Here is a 19,041-nt window from a genome sequence, read left to right on the forward strand (position 1 = left end):
AGCGATGATTCGTTCTGTGCCCCGGTCCCGGTTGTTTGATGGCGTTTACCTGGCCTATCTGGTGGTGTTTTTTGTGTATCTGGCGATGCCCCTGCTGGTGACCGCAGTGTTTGCCTTCAACGACTCGCCATTCCCGTCGTTGCCTTGGCAAGGATTCACCCTGGATTGGTACCTGGCGGATGGTTCTGAGGGCCGCACCGGGTTATTTCATGACAGTGGTCTGCTCAGCGCGTTGTGGGTCAGTGCCAAAATTGCGGTCTGGGTAACCCTGGTCAGTGTGGCGCTGGGGTGTGTGAATGCGGTCTTGTTTGAGCGACTGCAGTTTCGGGGCAAGGAGTTTTTGTACCTGCTGATGCTGCTGCCCCTGGTCATCCCCGGCGTGATTCTGGGGGTATCCATTCTGGTGTTTTACAGCGGCACGGCAAACGAAGTGTCCCGGCTATGGGGCATTGAGCTGGATATGTTTCGGCCGGGTATGACCCTGGTGGTGATGGGCCAGGTAACTTTTATCACCACGTTGGCAACGTTGGTGATTGCAGCCCGGTTGCGTAAGTTTGATCCACAGCTCGAGGAGGCCGCGCTTAACCTGGGCGCAACACCTTTGGTGGCGTGGTTTACCGTAACCCTGCCCTGGCTGATGCCCTCTATTGTCGGGGCGGCGGCTATGGCATTCTTGATGTCCTTTGAGAACTTCAATACCACGGTGATGCTTACCGGCAGCGACACCCCACTGACGGTAGCGCTGTTCAACCGTTTGCGGGAAGGTTCCACTCCGGTACTCAATGCGGTTGCGCTATTCCTGATGGTGGTTTCTGCGTTGCTCGCCCTGTTCACCCTGCGACAAAAACGCTCGGAATAGGATTATTCTGTCACCTGAACTTACGGTCTATACTGCCAGCAGGTATTCAACAAGCAGGTCAACCTTTGCGCCCCCTCCGTTGCCGTCATGCCATTGCGTTGGCCGTCATTGTGCTGCTGTCGTGGGTTCCGCTCGCCGGACACACAGCCATACAACCTGTTGACGAGGGTTGGCAATATCGCTGGGGCGACTCCCCCCTGCGAGCCGACGGCACACCGCAGTGGATCCAGGAAAATGAGTCCGAGCACTGGCAAGCGATTGCGTTTCCTTCCAACCCGCCTGACCGGCAGGGCCGTGAACATGCCTGGTTTCGGGTAACTCTGCCGGAAGGCGAATGGTTTGCACCGGTTTTGTACATCTACAGTGTGGACATCATTGTTCAGGCCTGGTTTCAGGGGGAGTTGCTCTACCAATACGGCACCTTTGATGATCAGGGCCGGGGCCGCTTTGAGGGCTGGCCCTGGCATCAGATCCCGCTGCCGGGCGACTACGAAGGCGAAACGATTTATTTCCGAGTGTTCTCGAATTACACCGATATCGGGCTATGGGGCGAGGTTGCCATTCTGGATTACCCGGATCTGGTGCTGCACATCGTCGGCCGGTCCACCAAAAGCCTGGTCATTGCCGCCATTTCGGCACTAATCGCTCTGCTGGCGCTGATCTTCGGCTTCATCCAACGTGGCCAGCGCAGCTTCTTCAGTCTCGCCCTGTTCTCCTTGGCGACCGCAGTCATGCTGGTTGCCGAGAGTCAGGCCAGTCTGCTGATTGCCTACGCGCCGCTGACCTGGGACTACCTGGCTGCAGGCTCCTACTATTTGATACCGGTTGCACTGGCGCTGTTATTGCACCAATGGCTGTCAGAGCATCGTCCGTTGCTGATGGGCTGGCTCTGGAAATTCCATCTGATGTTTGCGGTAGCCGCTCTGGGGTTGGCGCTGGTGGGCGCGGTTGATCTGTCATCTACGTTCCCGGTGTTTGACGGCTTATTGCTGGTGTCACTGTTGCTAATGGCTGGCAGTGCCGGGGTTCGTTTCAAGCGGTTATATCTGGAGCAGCAGGCGCTGTTGCTGTCCTGTGCGTTACTCGCAGGATTTCTGGTGGCCGATATGGCGGTGGCCCACGGCTTTATACCCTGGGCGCCGGTGCCGGTGAGTTGGGGAGCGCTGGCATTCTCATTAGCGGTGGTCAGCATCTCGGTTTGGCACTATGGCAGAACTCAAAAAGCGCTTCAGGAGCTCACGGTTGACCTCGAGCAGAAGGTCGCTGAACGCACAGAGCGGGCCGAAACCATGGTGCAACGGGAGGTGGCCCGGTCCCGCCTGTTGGCGCTCGAGAGCAGCAAGGGTCAGAAGCTGGCGGGCGTGATCGCCGGGCTTCAGGATTGTTTTACTCTGGACCAGGCATTCGACCTGCTCTTGAGTGCACTCCCGGTGCTGTACTTGCCGACGGACGGCTGTTTCTACCGGCTCACCAAAGCAGGTCAATACGAACGGGTATTGAGCTGGGGCCGGGTGACGGAGCAGGCCTTCCCTCTGGTTATGGATGGGCATGTTTCGCTCTTGGAACCGACAACGGTACCGGTCAGACATCAGTCCGTGCCCGAGCAACTCTGTTTTTACCTGAGAGTCGAACCTGATAACAATGGGGACCGACCGGCGGGGGTGTTGCTGCTATCCCGGCCAGAGCTCGCAGAAGGGCTGGCAGAGTATGGCACCGCGCGAATAGTGGCCTGGGTGCATCAGTCGGTTGAAAAAATGGGAATCACCCTGTCTGGATTGGTGCTGCGGGAGCAGTTGCAGCGTTTTTCCTATGAAGACGGTCTGACAGGCCTGAAGAATCGCCGTCATTTTGATGAGTTTTTCCGCCACGAACGTGAGGTGTCCCTGCGCACGGGGTCGCCGCTGAGCTTGTTGATGCTCGATATTGACCATTTCAAGGTGTTTAACGATGACCATGGCCATGAGGCCGGTGATGAAGCGTTGAAGATGGTCGGAGACATGCTCGGACAGTATTTTCGGGGCAGTGACACCGTGTGCCGGTATGGCGGAGAGGAATTTGCTGTGCTGATGCCGGGTGCACCCCTGGATGAGGCACGTCTTAGGGCAGAGGCGTTATGCACGGCGGTGGCGAACACCCCCATGATCTATCAGGGTAAAGCCCTGAGCGCTTTGACCATTTCTGCCGGCGTCGCCTGTTGGCCGGAGAGTTCGGCGGATTTCGATGAGTTGTTTCGCGCAGCCGACCAAGCGCTGTACCGGGCCAAGAACGCTGGCCGCAACCGTGTGGTCGCGACCAGCGTGTGAGCTCAGGGGTTAGTGCCAGATGTTGCTGTCGATCTTTTCGTGCAGCTCCGGGTAATCCTTTGACTTGAATTGCGGTACCAGGCCTTCTTTGCGCTGGGCCAGGTAATCCTTGGTGAGCTTCGCCACGGTGCCTGACAGCAGAACGATGGCAATCAGGTTGATGGCGGCCATCAGGCCCATAGACGCATCGGCTGCGTTGAACACCGTGATCACTGCCTCATAGCCGCCCCAGACCACCATCCCCAGTGCTGCCAGACGCAGAATGGTCAGGCCTAGAGTGTTGCCGCCTTTCAGGTACACCAGTGCGTTCTCGGCGTAAGTGTAGTTGGCGACAATGGAGGTGAAGGCGAAGAACAGGATAGCAATAGCGATGAAGTAGCCGCCGAAGTCACCCAGGTGTACTTCCATGGCTTGCTGGGTCAACTGGGTACCAGTGATGCCAGAACCCGGCTCCAGAACGCCGGCCAGCAGGATCATCACCGCTGTCGCGGTACAGATGATGATGGTGTCGATAAATACACCGAAGGCCTGAACCAGCCCTTGTGAGGACGGGTGGTGCGGTGCGGGGGTGGAGGTCGCCGCAATATTGGGTGCGGAACCCATACCGGCTTCGTTGGAGAACAAACCGCGCTTGATGCCATTGAGCATGGCGGCAGTTACCGAGCCGGCCGCGCCACCGGCGGCCTCTTCCAGACCAAAAGCGCTTTTTACGATCAGCGCCAGAACGCCGGGTACTTCGGTAATGTTCATGGCCATTACGACCAGTGCCAGCAGCACGTAGGCGCCCGCCATAAAAGGAACCACAAACTCGGCAAAGCGCACGATCTTACGCAGCCCGCCAAAAATCACCACGCCGGCAAGCACCGCGATGACCACACCAACACCCAGTTTCGGCGTGCCGAAGGCACCTTCCATGGCATCGGCAATGGAGTTTGCTTGAACGGCATTGAACACCAGGCCGAAGGAAATGATCAGGCACACCGCAAAAATGGCGGCGGCCCACGGCGCTTTCAGGCCCTTGGCAATATAGACGGCCGGGCCGCCCCGGTATTGACCCTTGCCATCCCGCACCTTATACAGCTGGGCCAGGGTGCTTTCGGCGTAACCCGTGGCCATACCAACCAAAGCCACCATCCACATCCAAAAGATAGCGCCGGCACCGCCCAGGTAGAGCGCTACCGCCACGCCCGCCAGGTTACCGGTACCGACCCGTGACGCCAGGCTGGTACACAGCGCCTGAAACGGCGATATGCCGTGAACGTCGCTTTCCCGGGAACCGCGGATGGCCCGGACCATTTCGCCAAAATGGACGAACTGCAGAAAACCCAGACGGATCGTGAAGAACACACCGACGGCCAGCAAGCCGTAAACCAGGACATAGCCCCAGAGAATCGAGTTTAGAAAATCGACTATTGCAGTCATGGCGAGGCGCCTTGTGATTCGTGAATTGTGAAATGGACGTAATACAAGGCGAGAGAGTCTAGCACGGTGAAAAAATGATCGGACTGCGGAAATCCGTGATTGTCCGGGCTTTCAAATTCTGCAGTCCGATCGGTGTTCTGGTGGTCTGAGGTCTCGTCAGACCACCAGAACCGGGCACTTGGCGCGGGATGCCACCCGGTGGGAGACACTGCCCAGAAACATGCCGTCTTTGTCGCTGTTAGTGCCTTTGGTGCCGACCACAATCAGATCGGCTTCCTTTTCCTGAGCGAACTTGACAATCACTTTTGAGGGTCGCCCGGATTTCACAAAGCCCCGGACTTTGGTGGCACCTTGTTCTTTGGCAAGATCCTTGGCGTGGTTAACCACGTCCTTGGCGAAGTCTGACAGCACTTTATCCGGAATCTCCATGTTATCTGGCCGCGCGATGGAAAGGGAGGCCTCAAACAGACTGTGGTGTTTGTACACACAGATAATAAAAATCTCGGCGTCGGGTATCAGTTTCTGAAGGTCGATGGCCTTGGTCAGTGCTTTCAGCGATGTCTTGGAGCCATCTACGGCCACCAGAATCCGTTTGAACATAGCAGTCTCCTGTCATTTAACCGGGAATCCGGCTCAATCCCTGTAGGCCAGATCCCTCAGGAACAGTGCGATATCCGGGAAGGCGATGATCAGCCCCGCTGCGGCCACCAGCATAAAGATGAACGGAGGTGTGCCGCGAATGACCTCCATGTAGGGGCGCTTGAAAATCGCAATGGCGGTGAAAATGTCGCACCCGAAGGGTGGCGTGGCCGAGCCTATGGCCACCTGCAATGTGATCAATACGCCCACCAACACGGGGTCCAGGCCGGTGGCCTGAATGGCTGGTGCAAAAATTGGCGTCAGCACCAGGATCACCACGATCGGGTCGACAAACATGCAGGCGACAAAGAACGCGATACAGATGGCGATCAGCACGCCAACCGGGCCTGCCTCATTAACCCCAACCGTTTCCAGAATGGCCTGGGGGATCTGAGCGAAGGAAATGATCCAGGAAAAGCCGTTACCGACCGCCACCAGAATAAATACCACCGCAGTAATCAGGCCGGTGGATTTGGCGATCCGGTAGATGTCGTTGAGTTTCAGTGAACGGAAGATCACGAACTCTAGCAGGAAGGCGTAAAGCACGCAGACCGCTGCCGCTTCGGTCGGGCTGAAGATGCCGCCGTAGATGCCGCCGACAATGATAACCGGGAACATCATTGGCCAGGAAGCGTCCCGAACCGCCAGCCCTCGCTCCCGCCAGCTGGCCTTTGCCTCGGTGGGAACCTTGTTCACGTAAGCATAGATCAGGCAATAAATTGAAAACATGACCAGAATCATCAGGCCGGGGCCAATGCCGGCAATGAACAACTCGGCAATGGAGGTGCCGGAGATCACCCCGTAAATAATGAAGCCGATACTGGGCGGGATCAGGAAAGCAATATCACTGGCATTGATGATCAGGGCCAGGGTGAAAGAGTCGGAATAGCCTGCCTTGAGCATTTTTGGTCGCAGTGGCGAGCCGACCGCGACTACGGTGGCCTGGGTAGAGCCGGACACCGCACCGAACAGGGTGCAGGAGGTGGCGGTACTGATGGCCAGTCCGCCTTTTACATGGCCGATGAACGACATGACCATATTGATCAACCGGTCAGCGGATTGGCCCCGGGTCATGATATCGGCGGCCAGAATAAACATGGGCACTGCAATCAATGATGCCGGGCGGATGCCCCCCATCATCTGCTGGATGAAGGTCTGCATCTGGCCGAAGCCATCAAACATCATAAAGAAACCGACCACAGCAGCCGTGGTCAGCGGGATCATCATCGGGAAGCCAAGCAGCAGTAGCCCGATCATGATCAACATCAGAATGGTTGCCATAAATAGTCTTCCTGTTCCTTATCGGGTTACGGCTGCGTCAAACCTCGGACTCGGTGTCGGCATAGCCGTCGATGACACCGGTGGAGAGATAGACGTCTTTGCTGGTGAGGTTTTTGATGGCTGTAAGGAGATACTGGATGCCGGTTATGGCAAATCCGATAGGAACCCAGATATACATCCACCAGATCGGCAATCCCAGTGCGGGCAAAATCCGACCGCGACCGTAAAGCGTTTCAATATAGCCGTAGGAGTGGTAACACAGGAAAAACATCACCATCGAGGTAAACAGGGCAATGAAAATCATCAGCACTTTGCGGCCTTTGGGGGGCAAAGCGTCGTAGATTGCCGACATGCGAATGTGGCGACCGTGGCGGGCTGCGTAGCCGATACCGGCAAAGGTAATCAGAATGATCAGAATGCGGTTGATCTCTCCGGAGAAAAACAGTCCTTCCCCGAAAACAAAGCGCCCGATGACATTGGCGCAGGTGTTAACTGCCATGAGAATGACGCCGGCGGCCAGGATGACGGCTTCGGTTTTGGCAATCCACTCATCAATTGTGCCCAGAAAGCCAGGCAAGCCGGAGGTGTAGCTTCCGGTATCGTCTTCAACCTCCTGAGGAAGTTCGGACATGGGTTCTGCTCCAGAACATGTCGCTCCCGGCCGGTAATGTCCCCGGCGGGGCGGGGTTGAACCAGGGGCCGGACGTCAAAGGGCGGCCATTGGCCACCCTTTGAATCCTGCCGTTTTATTCTCCCTGAACGGCCTCGAGGTCTTTCTTGAACTGGTTCAGCAGCTCTTCGCCACGGTCGCCAGTCATGTTGATAAACGCTTCCTCAACCTGAGGTGCGCGCTCACGGAAAGCCTGGATTTGCTCTTCGTTCAGGCGGGTAACCGTCACATTGTCATTGGCTTGCTGGATCTTGCCGAGGGCTTCGTCTGCCAGACCGTCGATGTGGGTAACGATCTCTTCAAAGGCAAAGTCAGCGGCATCGCGAACCAGTTTTTTGTCTTCGTCAGACAGACCATTGTAGAAGTTCTGGTTGGCCATCATGGCCGTGGTGAACCAGCCGTGACCGGTGAATACGAGGTTCGGAGACACTTCGTACAGACCGCCAGACTCGATCCAGAAGATCGGGTTTTCCTGGCCCTGGATCATGTTGGTTTGCAGGGCACCGTACACTTCACCCCAAGGGAGCGGGGTCGGAGTAGCGCCGAAGGCTGAATAGGTTTCAGACAACAACGGGTTGGTCATGACCCGGATTTTTTTGTTGCTGAATCCTTCAGGTGAGGTGACCGGCTCGTCGACGGTGACAACCATTTCACCTTCCGGGTACATTTTAAGGAGTTCCAGACCCTGCTCGGAGTAGAGTTCCGGGAAGTCTTCGTTGATGGCCTTGGACTCACGGAAGAACTTGATCACGGTTTCCATGTCGGTCGGCATCAGATAAGGAATAAAGAAAATCTGTGCTTCCGGGATCAGAGAGCCGGTAAAGCCCGGGGACTGGTTAACAAAGTTAAGAATGCCAGCCTGGGTCTGCTCCATGATGTCGTCAGATTCGCCCAGCTCACCGAAGCGGAATACCTGAACGGAATGGTCAGAGTTCTCTTCTACAAATTCTTTGAACTTATAGGCGTAAACATCCTGAACATCACCTTCGTACTCTTCATGGGCATAGCGCCAGTTGGCTGCGTTTACCGAGTTCGCCGCTGTCATCGCGGCAAAGGCGAACGCCGAAAAACCGATCAGTTTCCTGAACTTATTTGTGTTGCTCATCGCGTTATCTCCGTTTGTTTTTTTGCTGAAATCCTTTGTTACATTATTAAAGACTGGCAAAACAACGGGGTTTTCGCAAGGAAATGACTAAAATCAGATAATGTTGGCGTCACGTTTTTTGCATCGCAAGTCCATGAATTCTTGGTTTATTCGGATACGGATTGGGGTAGTGGGCGCGGTTCGATGTTATTTTTCTGGAAGGGGGTAATCGGTAAAAAAGGCGGCCTGGTGGCCGCCTTCGGTGTGCTGTTGAGGGCACTGACCCTGGTTTCAGCCGCCGGGTACGTAGGTGTTGCACCAGCCCTCGGCATTGACCAGAACACTGCTGAACTGCGGGTGACGACAACCACCCCAACCGCCAGACTCCTCGCCTGCCCAGAATGCACAGTTGGAACACTTGTTTCCTTCCTGATATTTTTCGTGAGTGCTGTCAGCACCGTTGTTCACGTAATCCAGAGCGTGACCATCTTCAGCTTTCGGCTTTTCGGCGTGAGCTGCTGGAACATGCGTGACAACTTTTGCCAGCGGGACGGCAACAACGCCCAACGCAGCAGTACGCAGGAATACCCGTCGACTCTTATTGAAATCGCTCATTGGTGTCTCCTCTCTCATCATGATTGTATTGCCCTGCCGGAACGGCTTATGTGGCAAAAAGCAGGGCAGCATTACTACCCTATCAAAATCATTCGGCCGTGCACGATATTTGGATGACTCGGGCTAATTGTTGACAGGATTTAATCCGGCAGTCATCAGAAAGGCCCGAAACTCACCGGCAATTCGCTCGACGCTCTGCTCCAGTCGGTGATTGTCAGGCAGTAACAGTATTGGCAGGTTCTGGCTTTGTGCCAGTTCGATCACCGGCATCGGTGGCACGACGTCGTCTTGCCAGCCGTGAACGATCTGGATGTGTGTTGCGCGGATGTTGGGTCGGCTTTCCGGGTACTTGGGCAGCGCCAGTGCGGGAGCCAACAAAAAACAGCCATGCACAGGGGCCTCTTCGCTTATTCGGGCGCACACCCAGCCCCCCATGCTGGAGCCGGCCAGAATGGTCCGGGCAGGGTTAGCGTGTGCCGCCGCCATGGCCTGGCGCAGGTGGGTGAGCCGTTCAGTCGGGTCTTTGCTGCTCCGGTGATCAATAGCTTCCGCGCGCACGTTGGCGAATTCCTCGGCAACTGATTTCAGCGCCTGAATCTTGGTGCTGCCCGGTCCACTTTCCAAACCATGAGAAAGAAAGACAAAGAAATCATAATCGGCCATGGTCAAAGCTCCGGTCGAGGCGAGGTGATCTGCTGGAGCGATGGCAGAGCTCGATGAGCGGTTTGCGCATTGCCATCGTATTCTCAAGCAATAAAGCGATTATTAGAAAGGGAGTCTATCAATGCATTGGCTGACTGTGCAGCGTTTAATGCTGCTGTTTTTGGTGGTGATTTCTGTTCCGGCGTGGGCCGAGCAATGTCCGGCCTTTCTCGATCACGATCAGCGCAAGCTGCATTCCAAAGACAGTGTGAACCTGTGTGAGCTCGCGGCAGGCAAGCCCATGTTGGTGGTCAACACTGCCAGCCGTTGCGGTTACACCGGGCAATTTGAGGGCCTGGAAGCCCTACATAAAGAGTATGCGTCTCAAGGGCTGGTGGTGGTTGGGTTCGCGAGCGACGATTTTCGCCAAGAGGCAGGTACTGAGGAGGAAGCCGCCGAGGTGTGCTTCGTCAATTTTGGCGTCACCTTTACCATGATTGCGCCGGGCGCGGTGACCGGGCGTGATGCTAACCCGGTCTTTCAGGAACTGAACCGTCAGAGCCAGCCGCCCCGGTGGAACTTTACTAAATACGTGCTGAACCGGACAGGTCAGGTGACAGCGAGCTTCCCCAGCCGGGTGCGGCCAGATGATCCTCAGTTGATCGAAGCGCTGGACGCAGTGCTATAGTCTCGGGTTTGCGCCAGAATATCCAGCGCCTGGCGCCGTTTGGCGGGATCGTAAATATCCACCGTAAACATCAGCTCGTCGACCACGATATCGGACAACAGGTTGTCCAATTGCTCTCGAAGGGCATTGGCATCACCCATTATCTGCAGGCCCAGGAAATCCTGCACACTGGCTTTCTCGCCGGCGTTCCACAGACCAGCCATGGACTCAATCGGTGGCTTCATCCACAGCGGCTGGCCGCGGAATAAAGATAGAATCCGCTGATAGCTGGTGGTGCTGAGGAATTGGGCCTGCTCCATGGATTCCGCTGGAATCGCCGGAATGGCCAGCATCGAATAAGGCTTTTTCAGCTGCGCAGAAGGCCGGAACAGATCCCGATACACTTTCAATGCTTCGCGGTACAGCCGCGGCGCAAAATGGCCGGCAAAGGCGTAAGGCAGGCCCCGGATGGCGGCCAGCTGGGCACTGTACAGGCTGGAGCCGAGTAACCAGATCGGTACCTCGGTGCCGGCACCGGGAATGGCTTTTACCGCTTGCCCCGGTCGCAGCGGGCCCAGCAAAGTTTGCAGGCTCTCGACATCCTCCGGAAACTGGTCAGCCCCTAGGCCTTCCCGGCGCAGCGCTCGGGCGGTGACCGGATCAGTGCCGGGGGCACGGCCCAAACCCAGATCAATCCGGCCCGGATACAGGCATTCCAGCGTACCGAACTGTTCGGCGACTACCAGGGGCGGGTGATTGGGCAGCATCACGCCGCCAGAACCAACCCGGATGGTCTCGGTTTTGCCAGCGATGTGACCAACCAGCACCGACGTGGCCGAGCTGGAAATGCCTTCCATGTTGTGGTGCTCGGCCAGCCAGAACCGTTTGAAGCCGAGTTGCTCGGCGTGTTGCGCGTAGGCGACGCTGTTGGCGAGAGTCGCACTGACCGAATCGCCCTCGCGAACGGATGCGAGTTCAAGCAGAGAGTAGTCGGGGAGTAGCGCCATAAAATTGTTTACCAGATCGTGAGCCGTCGGTGCGTTTTGCACCATACTCTACAGTAGTATTCAGGCTTGCTAAATCTTCATCCAATTCACCATTTAATTGATGCTCGAATCGAGGACAAAGTCTATGGCTGAGACATTTACTGAGGCTCTGGTCGAGCAACTCAGGCAAAACCTGGGCGACACTCTGCATGCCCTGGCCGGTGAAGAGGTGAACTGGGGCGAGTTTGTGGCACAGGGGCTCAGTCAACTGCTGATCTCGGTCATCTATCTTACGCTGTTTATCGGGGCCTATCTGCTGGTGATGGGCGCGATCCGGCTGGTGCTGGGCAAGCAGCGGGCACAAAAGCCGCTGTTTTCACAGGTGCGCACCGGCGCCCGCTATCTGACCGGACTGGGTGCATTGTTGGTGATTCTGGCCCAGTTCGGGGCTTCGCCGGAGCTGCTCAAGGCCATGGCCCGGGCGGGGTTGATGGCGTTCGGATTTTTTGTGGCCTGGCTGGTTGTCAGCCGCCTGACCAGAGACGGGATGACCCGTTACAGAATGGACCCGTCTATCCGCCAGCTGGTTGAAAACCTGTTCTCGGTAGTGGCTGGAACGCTGGCGGTGGTAACGGTTTTGGCCCAGTTTGGCTTTGATGTGCTCTCGATCATTGCCGGTTTGGGCATCGTTGGTATTGCGGTTGGCTTTGCTGCCCAATCCACCCTGTCGAATTTCATTGCCGGCATTACGCTGCTGATTGAGCGCCCGTTTCGCATCGGTGACTGGGTGACCATCAACGGTCAGGACGGCAAAGTGGTGAAAATTGCCCTGCGCACGACCTGGCTGCGCACCCGCGACAACATTTTTACCATGATTCCTAATGACAGTGTGGCGTCGTCTGATATCGTCAATTACAGTGCCGAGGGCGCGACCCGGCTTAATATTCCGGTTGGTATTGCCTATAAGGAATCCGCGAAGGCGGCCAGAGAGGTGCTGATGCCACTGTTGCATGGGCATCCTGAGGTGTTGCAGGCAGTGGGTATGGAGCCGCGGGTGGTACTCAAGAGTCTGGGCGATTCATCCGTCAATCTGGAGATCAAAATATGGATTACGCCGGATAATCTGGACGTGCAGCCCAGAATCATGGCAGACATTCTGGAGCAGATGAAAGAGGCGCTGGACGCCGCCGGTATCGAGATTCCGTTCCCCCATTTGCAGTTGTTTATTGATGATGCCACAGGGCTGAAGCCGATCGTGGAGCCTCTCTACCCAAAGCTGGCAGCAAATTGACCAGAGCAAGGAAACCTGCGTGAACAATCCCAGTGAGTATTATGAAAACGACATCACTCTGGCCCAGTATCTGGAGTTTAACTTCGGTGAATCCTGGCACGGCGAGGCCAATTTCCCGAAAGAACTGGCCGATGCCGCGATTGCTGCGCTGGATGGCCGGGCGACCTGCCGGGCGATCGACATAGGCTGTGCCTGTGGCCGGACAGCGCTGGAGCTGGCCCGGCATTTTGATCACGTTGATGGCGTCGATTTTTCCCAGACCTTTATCGACACCTGCCGGGACGTGGTGCGCGAGGGTGCGGCGCGATATGCCAGGCCGGAGGAAGGCGAGCTGGTCAGCTATCAGGAACGGTCACTGGCCTCCCTGGGCCTGACCGAGGTCGCCTGTAAAGTGGCGTTTCATCAGGGCGATGCCTGCGATCTGGAGCCGGATTACCGGGATTACGATCTGGTGCTGGCGGGTAACCTGATTGACCGCCTCTACAAACCGTCGCTGTTCCTCGAGACCATTCACGAGCGCATTAGCGATCTTGGCCTGCTGGTGATTGCGTCACCTTACACCTGGCTGGAAGACTACACGCCGAAAACGGAGTGGGTGGGTGGTGTGATCAAAGACGGCCAGCCCTACTCAACCCTGGACGGCTTGAAAGACATGCTGTCGCCTCACTTCCGGATGCTGGGTGAGCCGCGGAGCTTGCCGTTCGTAATACGGGAGACCCGTAACAAATTCCAGCACAGCTTTTCCGAACTGACGATTTGGGAGAAGTTGCCGCAGTAATCGGCAGTGTCACGAAAAGGTCATCTGCGGAGGTTACTCTGAGCACTCATCAGGACAATGCATTGTGTTGGTGCATCGTGTGATTGCTTTTAGCCGGGGACTCCCCGGCTTTTTTATGCGTATTTTTAGCGATTTTCCCGCCTGAGTGCCCGCTCTCGCCGGCGCTCGCTTTCCGTGTGTTCGGAAATGGTTTTCTGCACAAATTCGATGTGCTCGGCGGCGATGACTCTGGCGTCATCGGCCCGACCTTCAAGAATCGCGGAATACAAATTTTGGTGCTGGTCGATCAGGCCCTGCCGGGTTTTCACTTCCTTTGAGTACATGCCGCCGATGTTGGTGACGATGTCGCTTTTTAACAGGCTGAACAGATTGCGCATGGTGTGCAGCAGAATCACGTTGTGGCTGGCTTCGGCGATGGCCATGTGAAAGCTGGCGTCTGCGGCGCCTTCCTGCTCGATATTCTCTTTCGTGGACGCCTGATAGCAGGCATCGAGTTGCTGCCAGGCTTTGGTCAGGTGTTCCTTGTCAACTTCAGTTGCCCGCAGCGCCGCGTAATAGGCGCAGTCTGCCTCCAGGGTGCGGCGGAACTCCAGCAGATCACGGTGGGCTTCCGGCCGGTTTTCCAGCAGTTGGATCAGCGGATCGCTGAAGCTGGCGCCCAGGTTTTCGGTGACAAAATTGCCGCCGCCCTGACGACTGTTCAGCAGACCCTTGGCGGCCAGCCGTTGCACCGCTTCTCTGAGCGATGGCCGCGACACGCCGAACTGCTCGGCCAGTGCCCGCTCGGGTGGCAAGCGCTGGCCGGGCTGCAGAGTGCCCTCCAGAATCATGGTTTCCAGTTGTTCCACAATGGTGTCGGCCAGACGTCTGGGGGCAATGTGGTTAATCGGCATGCGCTGTCTCTTTATTTCAGGGTGGGTGATCCCGGTATAAAATTGGTCTTACCAAAAAAAATGTTGCCTGTCTTTGTACTTGTTTTCATGACAAAACGGCAGGGTTATTCGACTAATGTCTTAGTTTTGGATTTTGACAGGGTCTGGCTGCTCAAATAATGTACCCGACAATATCTTGTCAATTGGTAATACCAATTATCCAAAAATAAAACTCTGGAGAAAAACATGTCATCCGGATCGCTCGCCCTGCTGGCCTTTGCCCCCATTCTTCTGGCCGGCATTCTGTTAATTGGTTTTCGCTTGCCCGCCCGCCATGCTATGCCGGTGGTGTTTCTGGTTACTGCCCTGATCGGCTACAGCGCCTGGGATATGACCCTGAACCGCATTCTGGCCTCGTCGCTGCAAGGGCTGGTGATTACCGTTGGCGTATTGTGGATCATCTTCGGTGCCATTCTGCTGCTGAACACCCTCAAACATTCCGGTGCTATTGCCACTATCCGTTCCGGTTTTACCGACATCACGCCAGATCGCCGAATTCAGGCCATAATTATTGTCTGGTTGTTTGGTAGTTTCATCGAGGGTGCCTCCGGCTTTGGAACGCCGGCAGCCATCGTCGCGCCATTGCTGGTGGCGGTGGGTTTCCCGGCCATGGCGGCGGTGATGCTGGGCATGATGGTGCAAAGCACACCGGTGTCGTTCGGGGCCGTGGGTACGCCGATTATCGTGGGGGTGACCACCGGTCTGGATCAGAACACCATCAGTGGCCAGCTGACCGACGCCGGTTCCAGTTGGGACAGCTACCTGCAGCTGATCACCACCGAAGTGGCGCTGACCCACGCGGTGGTCGGTGTGCTGATGCCGCTGTTGATGGTGACCATGATGACCCGCTTCTTTGGCCGCAACAAAAGCTGGAAAGAGGGATTGGAGGTAATGCCCTTCGCGCTGTTTGCCGGCGTCGCCTTTGTAGTGCCCTACGCCATCACCGGTGCCTTACTCGGGCCGGAGTTCCCGTCTCTGCTGGGCGGCCTGATTGGCCTGGCGGTGGTGACCACGGCAGCCAAAAAAGGCTTTCTGATTCCGCAGAAAACCTGGAATTTTGCCGAGAAAAAAGACTGGCCTGCGGAGTGGATGGGTACCCTGGAAATGAAGCTGGATGACATCGCCGCGCACCCCATGAGTGGATTCCGGGCCTGGCTACCCTATGTACTGATGGGCATCATTCTGGTGATCAGCCGCACGGTTGAGCCGGTCAAACAGTTCTTCGTCAGCATCGGGGTGTCGTTCTCCAATATTCTTGGTGAGGCTGGCATCAATGCCGGTGTGCAGCCGCTGTACCTGCCGGGTGGCATTCTGGTGATGGTGGTCATTGCCACCTTCTTCATCCACCGGATGACGGCCCGGGCCATGACAGAGGCGGTGAAGGAGTCGGGCGGCGTACTGTTGAGTGCCGGCTTTGTGCTGTTGTTCACCATTCCGATGGTGCGCATTATGATCAACTCTGGCGTTAACCTGGCAGACTTGCCGAGCATGCCTTTGGCCATGGCGGCCTGGATGGCGGATGCTGTTGGCGGTATCTATCCGTTGATGGCACCGACGGTGGGTGCGCTGGGTGCGTTCCTGGCGGGCTCCAACACGGTGTCCAACATGATGTTCAGCCAGTTCCAGTTTGGCGTGGCGCAAAGCCTTGGTCTGTCCACCGCCCTGATGGTGGCAGTGCAGGCGGTGGGCGCCGCGGCCGGCAACATGATCGCCATTCATAACGTGGTGGCGGCGTCAGCCACCGTCGGCCTGCTGGGCCGGGAAGGCCAGACTCTGCGCAAGACCATCTGGCCGACCCTGTACTATCTTGTAGTAACTGGTCTGTTGACCTTGCTGGCGGCTTATGGTCTGGGGCTGACTGACCCTCTGATGAACTGATTCCTAACAACGGGCAGGGCCGCGGTATGGCCCCCAGCGTCCGGAGGCAATGACTGATGAGTGAACTGTTCTACGATGCCGCACCCAACGCGACCCGGGTAGCCCCCGAGCGATCAGCACCCCGGGTGTATCCGGCAAAGCCGGCGGAAGTCACCTTGTTCGGCACCTGCGTGATGGATCTGTTTTTTCCGGAAGCGGGGCTGGACGCCATCCGATTGCTGGAGCGGGAAGGCTTGCGCGTGCACTTTCCTCAGGAACAGTCCTGTTGTGGCCAGCCAGCCTGGACCTCCGGTTACGTAAACGAAGCGCGGGACGTGGCGCGGGCTCAACTGAATCTTCTTGATAACGGCCTGCCGGTGGTGGTGCCGTCCGGCTCTTGCGCCGGCATGTTTCGCCAGCATTACCGGGAAGTCTTTGCCGATGAGCCGGCGACGCTCAAGCGGGTGGCTGATCTGGCCGGGCGCACCTTCGAGCTCACCGAGTTCCTGCTGCACGTGTGCAAGGTGCAGTGGCACGATCTGGGCCAGCCGACCCGGATTGCCCTGCATACCTCCTGTTCCGCGCGCAGGGAAATGAACACTCATCTGCATGCCCGGGAACTGCTGGGCAAGCTGAGCAACGTGGAGCGCCTGGATCATGACCATGAAAGCGAGTGCTGCGGTTTCGGCGGCACCTTCTCTGTGCGCATGCCGGAAGTGTCCGGCGCCATGGTACTGGATAAAACCCGTTCGTTGAGAGAGTCAGGCGCGGCCGAAATGGTGACCGCTGACGGTGGGTGCCTGCTCAATATCAACGGTTCTCTGGACAAGCAGCAACAGGCTTTTCGCGGCCGGCATCTGGCCAGTTTTCTGTGGGAACGGGTCAGCGGGGAGGTCAGCTCATGAGCCAGCGTATTCCGGTTACCGAATTGACTGACAGCTTCCGGGACCGTGCCGTTGGAGCGCTGGCCGACGGCCAGTTGCGTACCAACTTTCGGGTCGCCATGGACTCGCTGATGCAGAAGCGGGCCGATGCCTTCCCAGATGAAGAGGAGCGTGAAGGCCTGAGGGAACTGGGCAACCACATCAAGGCCCGGGCGCTGTCGCAGCTGCCGGATCTGCTGGAGCAGCTGGAGGCCAAACTCACAGAAAACGGTATCAAGGTTCACTGGGCGGAGACCACGGAGCAGGCCAACCGCATTGTCCATGGCATCATCGAGTCCCGGCAGGGCACGCAGGTGGTGAAAGGCAAATCCATGGTCAGTGAAGAAATGGAGATGAACGACTACCTGGCCGAGCGCGGCGTCGAGTGCCTGGAATCGGACATGGGCGAGTACATCGTCCAGCTTGATGGCGAAAAGCCGTCTCACATCATCATGCCGGCCATCCACAAGAACCGCCGGCAGGTGTCGAAGCTGTTCCACGACAAACTGGGCGTGGATGAGACCGAGGATGTCAACGAGCTGATCCAGATTGGCCGTCGCACCCTGCGCAAGAAATTTCTGGAAGCGGACGTGGGTGTGTCGGGCGTCAACTTCGCCATCGCCGAAACCGGTACTCTGCTGCTGGTGGAGAACGAAGGCAACGGCCGCATGAGCACCACGGCGCCGCCGGTGCATGTGGCGGTTACCGGAATTGAAAAGGTGGTGGGTAATCTGCGCGATGTGGTACCGCTGCTGTCCCTGCTGACCCGCTCGGCGCTGGGTCAGCCCATCACCACCTACGTGAACATGATCTCTGGCCCGCGTAAAGCAGACGAACTGGATGGCCCGGAAGAGGTGCACCTGGTGCTGCTGGACAATGGCCGCAGCGGTGCCTTTGCCGATGCCCAGCTACGCCAGACCCTGAATTGCATCCGCTGCGGTGCCTGTATGAACCATTGCCCAGTGTACACCCGGGTGGGTGGCCATACTTACGGTGAGGTTTACCCCGGCCCCATCGGCAAGATCATTACGCCGCATATGGTGGGGCTGCACCAGGTGCCGGACCACCCCAGTGCCTCGTCTTTGTGTGGCGCTTGTGGTGACGTCTGCCCGGTGAAAATTCCGATTCCGGAATTGCTGCAGCGTTTGCGCCAGGAAAACGTGAAAAGCCCGGCGGAGCAGCCGCAAGTGAAAGACGGTGGGGCTAAATATTCGCCGGGGGAACGACGGTTGTGGGGGCTCTGGAAGACGCTGAACACCCGGCCCGGTTTATACAAACTGTTCCTGTGGGGAGCGACCCGTTTGCGGGTGCTGGCGCCGAAGAACGTCGGCCCCTGGACCGACAACCACACAGCACCGGTGCCGGCGCGACGATCCCTGCACGATCTGGCCAAACAACACTTGAACAAGGGAGGCCAGTGATGAGCGCCCGCAGCAACATCCTGAACAAACTCCGGGCTGGCCTGGCCGGCACTGCGCCACGGCCGGATGACTTCGATGACAAGCTGGTGACCGAACCCTGGCTGTACGCGCCGGAAGATCGCATCCTGCGTTTACGTACTCTGATGGAGGCCGTGCACACCGAGGTTCATCAACTGGCATCCGCAGACTGGCCTGCCAAGGTGCAGCAGCTGTTGGACAGCCGGAATCTCGGCAATCTGCTCTATGCCCCGGGCACCGACCATGGTCAGCAACTGGCGCAGCACTGGCAAAGCGCCGGTGCAACTCAGGATCTGCGGGCCTATGACCGCCCTATTGAGGACTGGAAAGAAGAGCTGTTCTGGCAGGTAGATGCCAGTCTCACTGGTTCAGCGGGCGGTATTGCCGCCACCGGCTCATTAGTGCTCTGGCCGGACCGGCACGAGCCGCGCCTGATGAGCCTGCTGCCGCCGCTGCATATTGCCTTGCTCAAGGCCAGTGAGATTGAAGACAACCTCTACGCCATGATGCAGAGACAGCACTGGTCGGCCGGGTTGCCGACCAACCTGTTGCTCGTTTCCGGGCCGTCGAAAACCGCCGACATCGAGCAGGTTCTCGCCTACGGCGCGCACGGCCCGAAAGAGCTGGTGGTGCTGATTCTAGAAGACGCCTGA

General features: G+C 57.4%; 18 protein-coding genes. 9 read left to right on the forward strand and 9 right to left on the reverse strand.

Annotated features, from left to right (window positions below; genetic code table 11):
- Positions 1–4: 4 nt before the first annotated feature.
- Together C7H08_RS01695 and C7H08_RS01700 are read left to right on the forward strand one after the other, a co-directional pair.
- The gene (locus tag C7H08_RS01695; protein ID WP_106670025.1) at positions 5–859 is read left to right on the forward strand and encodes an ABC transporter permease; all 855 of its coding nucleotides are present in this window, start codon (positions 5–7) and stop codon (positions 857–859) included.
- Positions 860–924: 65 nt separating this feature from the next.
- On the forward strand, positions 925–3,162 hold the full coding sequence (locus tag C7H08_RS01700; protein WP_227663215.1) for a diguanylate cyclase: 2,238 nt from the start codon (positions 925–927) through the stop codon (positions 3,160–3,162).
- Between the two features lie 9 nt (positions 3,163–3,171).
- On the opposite strand, the gene C7H08_RS01705 is transcribed toward C7H08_RS01700, so the two are convergent.
- The 7 genes from C7H08_RS01705 to C7H08_RS01735 form a co-directional block, all read right to left on the reverse strand.
- Positions 3,172–4,584: an alanine/glycine:cation symporter family protein gene (locus C7H08_RS01705; RefSeq protein ID WP_106670026.1), complete on the reverse strand. Its 1,413-nt coding sequence runs from the start codon at positions 4,582–4,584 to the stop codon at positions 3,172–3,174.
- A gap of 156 nt (positions 4,585–4,740) precedes the next feature.
- Positions 4,741–5,184: a universal stress protein gene (locus C7H08_RS01710; protein WP_106670027.1), complete on the reverse strand. Its 444-nt coding sequence runs from the start codon at positions 5,182–5,184 to the stop codon at positions 4,741–4,743.
- A 33-nt stretch (positions 5,185–5,217) separates the two neighbouring features.
- The gene (locus C7H08_RS01715) at positions 5,218–6,504 is read right to left on the reverse strand and encodes a TRAP transporter large permease (protein WP_106670028.1); all 1,287 of its coding nucleotides are present in this window, start codon (positions 6,502–6,504) and stop codon (positions 5,218–5,220) included.
- Positions 6,505–6,541: 37 nt separating this feature from the next.
- Positions 6,542–7,135, reverse strand: coding sequence for a TRAP transporter small permease (locus C7H08_RS01720; protein ID WP_106670029.1), 594 nt, complete (start codon positions 7,133–7,135; stop codon positions 6,542–6,544).
- Between the two features lie 115 nt (positions 7,136–7,250).
- The gene (locus tag C7H08_RS01725; RefSeq protein WP_106670030.1) at positions 7,251–8,279 is read right to left on the reverse strand and encodes a TRAP transporter substrate-binding protein; all 1,029 of its coding nucleotides are present in this window, start codon (positions 8,277–8,279) and stop codon (positions 7,251–7,253) included.
- Positions 8,280–8,549: 270 nt separating this feature from the next.
- Positions 8,550–8,873: a high-potential iron-sulfur protein gene (locus tag C7H08_RS01730; RefSeq protein ID WP_106670031.1), complete on the reverse strand. Its 324-nt coding sequence runs from the start codon at positions 8,871–8,873 to the stop codon at positions 8,550–8,552.
- 123 nt (positions 8,874–8,996) lie between these two features.
- Entirely contained in the window at positions 8,997–9,536 is a 540-nt protein-coding gene (locus C7H08_RS01735; protein WP_106670032.1) for a YqiA/YcfP family alpha/beta fold hydrolase, read from the reverse strand.
- A gap of 121 nt (positions 9,537–9,657) precedes the next feature.
- On the opposite strand from C7H08_RS01735, the gene C7H08_RS01740 reads away from it, so the two are divergent.
- Positions 9,658–10,203 (forward strand): glutathione peroxidase, encoded by a 546-nt coding sequence (locus tag C7H08_RS01740; RefSeq protein WP_106670033.1) that lies wholly within the window; start codon positions 9,658–9,660, stop codon positions 10,201–10,203.
- On the opposite strand, the gene C7H08_RS01745 is transcribed toward C7H08_RS01740, so the two are convergent.
- On the reverse strand, positions 10,170–11,189 hold the full coding sequence (locus C7H08_RS01745) for an LLM class flavin-dependent oxidoreductase (protein ID WP_106670242.1): 1,020 nt from the start codon (positions 11,187–11,189) through the stop codon (positions 10,170–10,172). The genes C7H08_RS01740 and C7H08_RS01745 overlap by 34 nt on opposite strands.
- Before the next feature lie 124 nt (positions 11,190–11,313).
- Between C7H08_RS01745 and C7H08_RS01750 the strand changes: the two genes are divergently transcribed.
- A complete protein-coding gene (locus C7H08_RS01750) occupies positions 11,314–12,459 on the forward strand; it encodes a mechanosensitive ion channel family protein (protein ID WP_106670034.1) in 1,146 nt (381 codons plus the stop codon).
- 19 nt (positions 12,460–12,478) lie between these two features.
- Positions 12,479–13,237, forward strand: a complete 759-nt coding sequence (locus tag C7H08_RS01755) for a putative 4-mercaptohistidine N1-methyltransferase (RefSeq protein WP_106670035.1) — start codon at positions 12,479–12,481, stop codon at positions 13,235–13,237.
- Positions 13,238–13,362: 125 nt separating this feature from the next.
- Here C7H08_RS01755 and C7H08_RS01760 read toward each other — a convergent pair whose 3' ends face one another.
- Positions 13,363–14,130, reverse strand: a complete 768-nt coding sequence (locus C7H08_RS01760; protein ID WP_106670036.1) for a GntR family transcriptional regulator — start codon at positions 14,128–14,130, stop codon at positions 13,363–13,365.
- 225 nt (positions 14,131–14,355) lie between these two features.
- Between C7H08_RS01760 and C7H08_RS01765 the strand changes: the two genes are divergently transcribed.
- The 4 genes from C7H08_RS01765 to C7H08_RS01780 are packed head-to-tail and all read left to right on the forward strand — an operon-like array spanning position 14,356 to position 19,041.
- Positions 14,356–16,047, forward strand: coding sequence for an L-lactate permease (locus C7H08_RS01765; RefSeq protein ID WP_106670037.1), 1,692 nt, complete (start codon positions 14,356–14,358; stop codon positions 16,045–16,047).
- 56 nt (positions 16,048–16,103) lie between these two features.
- The gene (locus C7H08_RS01770; protein ID WP_106670038.1) at positions 16,104–16,931 is read left to right on the forward strand and encodes a (Fe-S)-binding protein; all 828 of its coding nucleotides are present in this window, start codon (positions 16,104–16,106) and stop codon (positions 16,929–16,931) included.
- Entirely contained in the window at positions 16,928–18,370 is a 1,443-nt protein-coding gene (locus tag C7H08_RS01775) for a LutB/LldF family L-lactate oxidation iron-sulfur protein (RefSeq protein WP_106670039.1), read from the forward strand. The genes C7H08_RS01770 and C7H08_RS01775 overlap by 4 nt, the downstream gene beginning before the upstream one ends.
- The gene (locus C7H08_RS01780; RefSeq protein ID WP_106670040.1) at positions 18,370–19,041 is read left to right on the forward strand and encodes a LutC/YkgG family protein; all 672 of its coding nucleotides are present in this window, start codon (positions 18,370–18,372) and stop codon (positions 19,039–19,041) included. Before C7H08_RS01775 ends, C7H08_RS01780 begins: the two co-directional genes overlap by 1 nt.

It is taken from the genome of Marinobacter halophilus, assembly GCF_003007685.1.
GTDB classification, from domain to species: Bacteria; Pseudomonadota; Gammaproteobacteria; order Pseudomonadales; family Oleiphilaceae; genus Marinobacter; species Marinobacter halophilus.

Excerpts from the sequence above, each read along its gene's own strand:
- C7H08_RS01695 (WP_106670025.1), top strand. The coding sequence starts at position 5 with ATGATTCGTTCTGTGCCCCGGTCCCGGTTGTTTGATGGCGTTTACCTG.
- C7H08_RS01705 (WP_106670026.1), bottom strand. The coding sequence starts at position 4,584 with ATGACTGCAATAGTCGATTTTCTAAACTCGATTCTCTGGGGCTATGTC.
- C7H08_RS01710 (WP_106670027.1), bottom strand. The coding sequence starts at position 5,184 with ATGTTCAAACGGATTCTGGTGGCCGTAGATGGCTCCAAGACATCGCTG.
- C7H08_RS01715 (WP_106670028.1), bottom strand. The coding sequence starts at position 6,504 with ATGGCAACCATTCTGATGTTGATCATGATCGGGCTACTGCTGCTTGGC.
- C7H08_RS01720 (WP_106670029.1), bottom strand. The coding sequence starts at position 7,135 with ATGTCCGAACTTCCTCAGGAGGTTGAAGACGATACCGGAAGCTACACC.
- C7H08_RS01725 (WP_106670030.1), bottom strand. The coding sequence starts at position 8,279 with ATGAGCAACACAAATAAGTTCAGGAAACTGATCGGTTTTTCGGCGTTC.
- C7H08_RS01730 (WP_106670031.1), bottom strand. The coding sequence starts at position 8,873 with ATGAGCGATTTCAATAAGAGTCGACGGGTATTCCTGCGTACTGCTGCG.
- C7H08_RS01735 (WP_106670032.1), bottom strand. The coding sequence starts at position 9,536 with ATGGCCGATTATGATTTCTTTGTCTTTCTTTCTCATGGTTTGGAAAGT.
- C7H08_RS01740 (WP_106670033.1), top strand. The coding sequence starts at position 9,658 with ATGCATTGGCTGACTGTGCAGCGTTTAATGCTGCTGTTTTTGGTGGTG.
- C7H08_RS01745 (WP_106670242.1), bottom strand. The coding sequence starts at position 11,189 with ATGGCGCTACTCCCCGACTACTCTCTGCTTGAACTCGCATCCGTTCGC.
- C7H08_RS01750 (WP_106670034.1), top strand. The coding sequence starts at position 11,314 with ATGGCTGAGACATTTACTGAGGCTCTGGTCGAGCAACTCAGGCAAAAC.
- C7H08_RS01760 (WP_106670036.1), bottom strand. The coding sequence starts at position 14,130 with ATGCCGATTAACCACATTGCCCCCAGACGTCTGGCCGACACCATTGTG.
- C7H08_RS01765 (WP_106670037.1), top strand. The coding sequence starts at position 14,356 with ATGTCATCCGGATCGCTCGCCCTGCTGGCCTTTGCCCCCATTCTTCTG.
- C7H08_RS01770 (WP_106670038.1), top strand. The coding sequence starts at position 16,104 with ATGAGTGAACTGTTCTACGATGCCGCACCCAACGCGACCCGGGTAGCC.
- C7H08_RS01775 (WP_106670039.1), top strand. The coding sequence starts at position 16,928 with ATGAGCCAGCGTATTCCGGTTACCGAATTGACTGACAGCTTCCGGGAC.
- C7H08_RS01780 (WP_106670040.1), top strand. The coding sequence starts at position 18,370 with ATGAGCGCCCGCAGCAACATCCTGAACAAACTCCGGGCTGGCCTGGCC.